This is a genomic window from Bradyrhizobium uaiense, assembly GCF_010811875.1.
Lineage (GTDB): Bacteria > Pseudomonadota > Alphaproteobacteria > Rhizobiales > Xanthobacteraceae > Bradyrhizobium > Bradyrhizobium uaiense.
Map to the genome: position 1 here is coordinate 1 of NZ_VKHP01000869.1, position 246 is coordinate 246.

The 246-nt window shown below is 53.3% G+C and carries 1 protein-coding gene; it reads right to left on the reverse strand.

All coding sequences use genetic code 11. The annotated features are described in order from the left end of the window. Positions 1-12: 12 nt before the first annotated feature. Positions 13-144: a hypothetical protein gene (locus tag FNJ47_RS47870; RefSeq protein ID WP_206685436.1), complete on the reverse strand. Its 132-nt coding sequence runs from the start codon at positions 142-144 to the stop codon at positions 13-15. Between the last annotated feature and the right edge of the window lie 102 nt (positions 145-246).

Here is a 246-nt window from a genome sequence, read left to right on the forward strand (position 1 = left end):
GGTGCCTTCATGCTACCGAAATGGACTTTCGTAGACGCCCGCAGAACCAAGCTCACGCTCGATTTCGAGCAGGCGATTGTATTTTGCGAGCCGCTCACTGCGGGACAGTGATCCGGCCTTGATCTGCGCGGATGGAAATGACATGAGTATCAGAGATCGGAATTTCTTCGTTCCGTTTTCACATCAGTCAATGAAATCCTACTGCCTGAAGTCGGCCAACCTCAGCTCGGACGTTCGCGGTGGTGA